Origin of the sequence: Aeromonas molluscorum 848 (assembly GCF_000388115.1) — a bacterium.
Lineage (GTDB): Bacteria > Pseudomonadota > Gammaproteobacteria > Enterobacterales > Aeromonadaceae > Aeromonas > Aeromonas molluscorum.
On the sequence record NZ_AQGQ01000219.1, the window covers coordinates 1 to 5,604 of the forward strand.

Sequence of the window (5,604 nt, forward strand, 5' to 3'; positions counted from 1 at the left end):
GGATGCCGATCTCGGTATCTTCGAACACCAGGCAGCGATGGGGATCGACCCCCAGCAGCTCGGCACTTTGAGGAAGGTATCGGGGTTGGGCGTTATGGTTTTGCACATCATCGGCGCTGACCAGGACAGGGATAAAGGCAGCCAGTCCGGTAGTGTGCAATATCTGCTGCGCCTGGTCCCGGGGGGCCCCCGTTCCTATGCCCATGGGGATCTTGCCATATTGCGCCTTGACCAGCTCCGCCATCGTGGGGAAGACGCTGACCTCGCTTATGTGCTGCAAATAGAGTGCTATCTTGCGGCGGGTGAAGGCTTCGACATCGATGGTCACTCCCTGCTGCTCGGCCAGCATGGCGACTATCTTGCGGGTGGGAATGCCGCCATAGCTGTTCACCAGCTCGCGATCGAAGGCGAGCTGGAATTCATCGCTGGTAATCTGCCAGGCATCCAGGTGCAGGGGCATGGAGTCGACTAGGGTGCCGTCCATGTCGAAGATCAGGGCATCGTATTGTTCAAACAAGGGGTTAGCTCCGCGCGGGGGAAAAGCCCAGCCTAACATGAGGCACGCAGGCTATGCTGGGATCCGTCTCATGCTCTGTGCCTGAGTGTTAAATGGGAGCCGATATGGCCTAGGCCCCATCAGGCGATAGCGGGGACCAGGTTGGAGTGGGAGGCGGGGGGCCATGAGGCATGGAGGCAGCCGTCCTCATAATATGGCACCATGTGAAACACCGAGCCCGTCGCGGCCTATCCCTTTGCGAGCCCCCTGATGTCTATTTCGCCAAAAACAGTGTTCTCTAGCGTGGCCCTGGTCATTGCCTTGGGGTCACTGGAGAAGAGCATTGTCACCACGCCCCTGCCCATGATCGGCGCCGAGCTGAATGCCGGCTCGGCCCTGACCTGGGTAGTTACCGCCTACTTGCTGGCTGCGACAGCCGCGCTGCCGGTCTATGGCAAGTTGAGCGACCTGTTCGGCCGCCTGCGGATGCTTAACATCGGCATAGTACTCTTTCTGGCGGGTTCCCTTGCCTGCGGCTTGGCCCAGGATCTGCCTACTCTGCTCGCGGCTCGGGTGCTGCAAGGATTGGGGGGAGGTGGCCTCATCGCCCTTGCCTTCACTGTGATTGCCGACAGCATACCGCCGCGGGAGGTGGGCAAATATCAGGGCTATATCTCCATTGTCTATGCGGTCTCCAGCATAGCGGGCCCTCTGCTCGGAGGTTACTTTACCGAACAACTGAACTGGCGCTGGATCTTCTGGATCAATCTGCCGCTCGGCGCCTTGGCACTGTGGCTGGTCAATCGCAATCTGCGTCATCTCAACCTGCGTCGTCAGAGTCGCTTCGACTGGAAGGGGGCCGGGCTGCTGATTACTGTGACCACCTTGTCGCTCTTGCTGCTCTCTCCGGATACCCCGCTGCCGAGCCTCTGGCTGGTCATTGCGCTCGGGACGGCACTGTTACTGCTCATCTTCATCGAACGGCGTGCCCATGACCCCATATTGCCTGCCCATCTGGTGCGATTGCCCGGTTATCTGGTCGCGGTGCTGCTCTCTTTGATTGCCCAATTGCTGATGTTTGCCGTGCTGGTCTATCTGCCCTTGCAGATGCAATGGCAGAAGGGGATGAGCGCGAGCGAGAGCGGCCAGGACATGGTGATCTTCATGGTATTCATCACCCTTGGGGCCTTCGTGGGTGGCAAGTTCATCGCCCGCACCGGCAAATACAAGCGGTTCGTGGTGATGGGGTTCGCCTTGGCGGCGCTGGCCCTGTGGCAGCTGCACTTCGATGTCTGGGTGAGGCTGGCGCTGCTGTTTGCCGGGTTGGGGCTCGGACTGACCCTGCCTGCGCTCGCAGTGGTGGTGCAAAGCGCGTTGCCCGCCCAGGATCGCGGCATCGGCATGTCGCTATTCAACTTCGGTCGCGAGCTGGGCGGCGCCGTCGGTGTTGCCGTCTGCTCGGTATTGTTCCACGCCTCCCTGTCCACCACGGCGGATGGTCCATTGGACCACCTCAGCCCGGCCGAGCTGGCGCCGGGCTTTAGCGGGACTTATATCGGCATGGCGGCCATCGCTAGCGGCGCCCTGCTGCTCACTCTGGTGGCACTCAAACGCCATGAGCTGTCGAACCGTACCCATTGAGTTGAGCGGGCGCGGGATCGCTTCGGTACGCGAGCGGGTCAGAGTGCCAGGTAGTGACGCAGCCTGGTCACGTCGGCTATCTGCGGGCCATCCTCCCCGTCCTGCACTATGCCCTGATCGATCAGCTCCTTGAGCGCGCGGCGATAGACGCGCTCTGTGGTGCCAAAGCGCGCCGCCTCGTGCGCACGCTTGCGTGACCCCAGCATGGGAGTGCGCTGGCGCTCGCGCCACAGTTCATAGGCGATGTTGTAGGCGATGGGGTGCAGCAGGCGGCTGGTGGTGATGTCCAGGGTATCCAGATAGTCGCTGGCAAGCGCCGCGGCGAAGAAGAGGGTGAGCTCGGGTGCTGCCAGCAGCCGTTGGGCTAGCTTGTGAGCGCAGATGACGCTGGCGTCCAGTTCGGTCTGCGCCACCACGTTCCACTGCACCGGGGTGGCACTGAAGAACTCCATCTCGCCGAAGATCTGCCGCTGGCAGGCTATCTCCCCCAATTGGAACAGGCGCCCGGAGTGGACGGCGCTGCTGAGGGAGACCCGTCCCGTTGCCACCAGATAGAGGTGCTCGCTCTGCTCCCCCTGGCGCATGATGAATTCCCCGGGCAGGTAGCGGCGATCAAATAGCGAACAAGCTTGAAGGGCTTGGGAAAATTTGGGGGCCAGCCGGCTCAGCTCGGCATGAAAGCGACCCAGGGGATAGGGTTCTTGCTGCACCTTGAAAGGGCCTTGCATAGAGGGAAGAGGAGGGAGGCTAACAAGCACGCCGACCCTATGCCAGCGCGAATGAGGGTGAGTGTGCGGGACTTAACGCTTTGACCCTGTCACTGACCCAGGGCGTGCAATGCGGCGGCGATGGCCAGCTGTTCCCCTTTCATCATGGCGGCCTCTGCACTGGCGTAATCACTCACGCCCTGCTGCGCGTCCTGCTCGAACGCCACCACAGTGCAGAGCACGGCGGCGACCCGCACCTTGCGCAGTCGCCCCACGACGAGCAGAGCGGCGGTTTCCATGTCTGCCCCCAGCACACCGCGCTCATGCCAGTAGCGGCACACTTTCTGCTCGTCATCCCGATAGAAGCTGTCATGGGAGCGCACCAGCCCGTGCCAGTGAGGCAGGCCACTGGTGGCGATATGGTCGAGCAGGGCGGCTTGCAGCAGGATATCTGCGCAGGCCGGGTACTCGGCAGGCAGATAGGCCTGGGAGGCGCCATCGTGGCGCACGGCCCCCTCCACGACGATGAGATCCCCGAGTCCGATCTCATGCTGCAAGGCCCCCGCAGAACCGACTCGCACCAGCACCCGGGCGCCAGCCTGCACCAACTCCTCCAGCGCTATGATGGCGGAGGCGCCCCCTATGCCGGTGCTGCACACAGTGATGGGCAGGCCCTGATGACGGCCGTTGATGAGGCGAAACTCCCGGTTCTGGCCGAGCGACTCGCACTGTTCGAGCTGGCTGGCGATGCGATCGACCCGAGCCGGATCACCGCACAGCACCACATGCTCGGCAACCTGATCCGGGCGGCATTGCAGGTGGGGCAGCAGGCTCATACGATCACCTGCTGCGGGCGTTTGGCGGCCAGCATCCAGAGGCGTGTGCCGTTGGCGGCGATGAACAGCAGGATCAGGTATTCGAGCGACATGGCATAGACGCCTTGGGCGGCATAGACGCCGATGCTGATAAGGTTGATGACCACCCAGAGGATCCAGTTCTCCACGTACTTGCGGGTCATCAGGATCTGGGCCACCACCGAGAGCACCGTCATGGTGGCATCCCAGAACGGGAAGGCGTCGGGGGAGGGCTCAGGCATGGCAAGATCGGCCCCGAACAGGTTGAGCAGGGAGACGGAGGTACGTGCCAGGGTGGCGAATACGGGGTCTATGTAGCGGGTCAGCAGGGCGATGGCCAGCACGCTGATGGCGGCGGTCATCAGCAGCTTGGACTTGCTGAGCCAACGGATCTGCAGGGTGTCCCCCTGCGCGTTGGCGGGGCGGGTCCAGGCGTACCAGCCGTAGAGGTTGGCGCAGAAGAAGAACAGTTGCAGCATCAACAGGCCGTAGAGCTGGATCTGGAAGAAGATGATGGCAAACAGGCTGACGTTGATCAGACCGAACAGATAGTTGATGGTCTTCTCCTGGCTGGCGAACCAGATGCAGGCCAAGCCGAACAGAGTGCCAATCCCTTCAATCCAGGACATGGCGTAACCGCTGCCCAGAGGGATGGTGACCAGGGTGTGATTGATGCTGAACCACTCGAATATGCTCATCGTCATGTCCTTGAAAAATGGGGCTGGATCTGCGAGCCATTCTAAGGGGGCAGGGGCTGGGCTGGCAGGACTTTTGTCCGCCCCTTCACGAGCGAGATCAAAGAATTGCATTCCAGGGAGCTCAGCGCGAAGAGGATTGGCTTTATTGATATGTCACAAGATGCTGCAATGGGGGCTGTGTTCTGATGGAGTCCGCAGTCATCATGAAGACCGCGTGACGCAGAAGAAGGAGAGGTCATTGAATTCCGAGTTGGTCTGGGTGCTTTGCCTGTTGCTGGGCGCCATCTATCTGTTCGTCAGCAACAGGGTTCGCATGGATGTGACGGCCCTGCTGGTGCTGATCCTGTTCGTGCTGAGCGGAACCCTGACCCTTAATGAGGCGTTGGCCGGCTTCAGCGATCCCAGTGTCATCCTGATCGCTGCCCTGTTCGTGGTGGGGGAGGGATTGGTACGTACCGGCATCGCCTATCAGGTGGGCGACGCCCTGGTCAAGGTGGCGGGCAACAGTGAGACCCGGCTGCTGGTGCTGCTGATGGTGGCGGTCGCCGGGCTCGGCGCCGTGATGAGCTCGACTGGCGTCGTGGCCATCTTCATTCCTGTGGTGCTCAGCGTTTCGAACCGCATGGGGATACCTGCTGGGCGGCTGATGATGCCGCTCGGCTTCGCCGGTCTCATCAGCGGCATGATGACCCTGGTAGCGACACCGCCCAACATGGTGGTCAACAGTGAGCTGGTGCGCCATGCCATCCCCGGTTTCAGCTTTTTCAGCTTCAGTCCCATGGGGCTCATCATATTGGTGCTCGGCATCGGTTACATGCTGCTGATCCGTCGCACCCTGGCCAGTGATACTCCGCCCGGGCGCAGCAAGGGATCGCGCCGCAGCACATTGCGCGAGCTTATCCGCGATTATCGGTTGACGGGGCGGGCGCGGCGCCTGGCGATCAGGCCCGGCTCGCCGCTCATCGGCCATACCCTGGATGAGTTGCAACTGCGTGCCCGCTATGGTGCCAATGTCATCGGTGTGGAGCGCTGGCGCAAGTTCCGGCGGGTCATGGTGAGCGTATCGGGCATCTCGGAGTTTCAGGGCGCGGGGACGTCTTGCTCATCGACATGGCGGATCCCGAGGTGGATATCCGCACCTTCTGCAGCGAGGCCATGCTCGAGCCCATGATACTCAGAGGCGACTATTTCTCGGATCAGGCGCGGGA

5 protein-coding genes and 1 pseudogene are annotated in these 5,604 nt (G+C 61.8%); 2 read left to right on the forward strand and 4 right to left on the reverse strand.

Features of this window, described 5'->3' with window-relative positions:
- Positions 1-556 (reverse strand): HAD family hydrolase (locus G113_RS18760; RefSeq protein ID WP_051106624.1); only part of this gene is annotated, 556 nt, incomplete at its 3' end.
- A 210-nt stretch (positions 557-766) separates the two neighbouring features.
- Here G113_RS18760 and G113_RS18765 point away from each other — a divergent pair.
- Positions 767-2,137 (forward strand): MDR family MFS transporter, encoded by a 1,371-nt coding sequence (locus G113_RS18765; RefSeq protein ID WP_152436107.1) that lies wholly within the window; start codon positions 767-769, stop codon positions 2,135-2,137.
- Positions 2,138-2,175: 38 nt separating this feature from the next.
- On the opposite strand, the gene G113_RS18770 is transcribed toward G113_RS18765, so the two are convergent.
- The 3 genes from G113_RS18770 to pnuC all read right to left on the reverse strand — a co-directional run bounded on the left by G113_RS18770 (position 2,176) and on the right by pnuC (position 4,396).
- A complete protein-coding gene (locus G113_RS18770; RefSeq protein ID WP_040319393.1) occupies positions 2,176-2,847 on the reverse strand; it encodes a Crp/Fnr family transcriptional regulator in 672 nt (223 codons plus the stop codon).
- A 107-nt stretch (positions 2,848-2,954) separates the two neighbouring features.
- Positions 2,955-3,680: a nucleoside phosphorylase gene (locus G113_RS18775; protein ID WP_005908935.1), complete on the reverse strand. Its 726-nt coding sequence runs from the start codon at positions 3,678-3,680 to the stop codon at positions 2,955-2,957.
- On the reverse strand, positions 3,677-4,396 hold the full coding sequence (pnuC, locus tag G113_RS18780; RefSeq protein WP_005908938.1) for a nicotinamide riboside transporter PnuC: 720 nt from the start codon (positions 4,394-4,396) through the stop codon (positions 3,677-3,679). The genes G113_RS18775 and pnuC overlap by 4 nt, the downstream gene beginning before the upstream one ends.
- Before the next feature lie 238 nt (positions 4,397-4,634).
- Between pnuC and G113_RS18785 the strand changes: the two are divergent.
- A pseudogene (locus G113_RS18785) lies at positions 4,635-5,604 on the forward strand (SLC13 family permease); the annotation flags it as partial.

Bases quoted from the DNA above. Each gene is read 5' to 3' on its own strand.
- G113_RS18765 (WP_152436107.1), top strand. From the start codon at position 767: ATGTCTATTTCGCCAAAAACAGTGTTCTCTAGCGTGGCCCTGGTCATT.
- G113_RS18775 (WP_005908935.1), bottom strand. From the start codon at position 3,680: ATGAGCCTGCTGCCCCACCTGCAATGCCGCCCGGATCAGGTTGCCGAG.
- pnuC (WP_005908938.1), bottom strand. From the start codon at position 4,396: ATGAGCATATTCGAGTGGTTCAGCATCAATCACACCCTGGTCACCATC.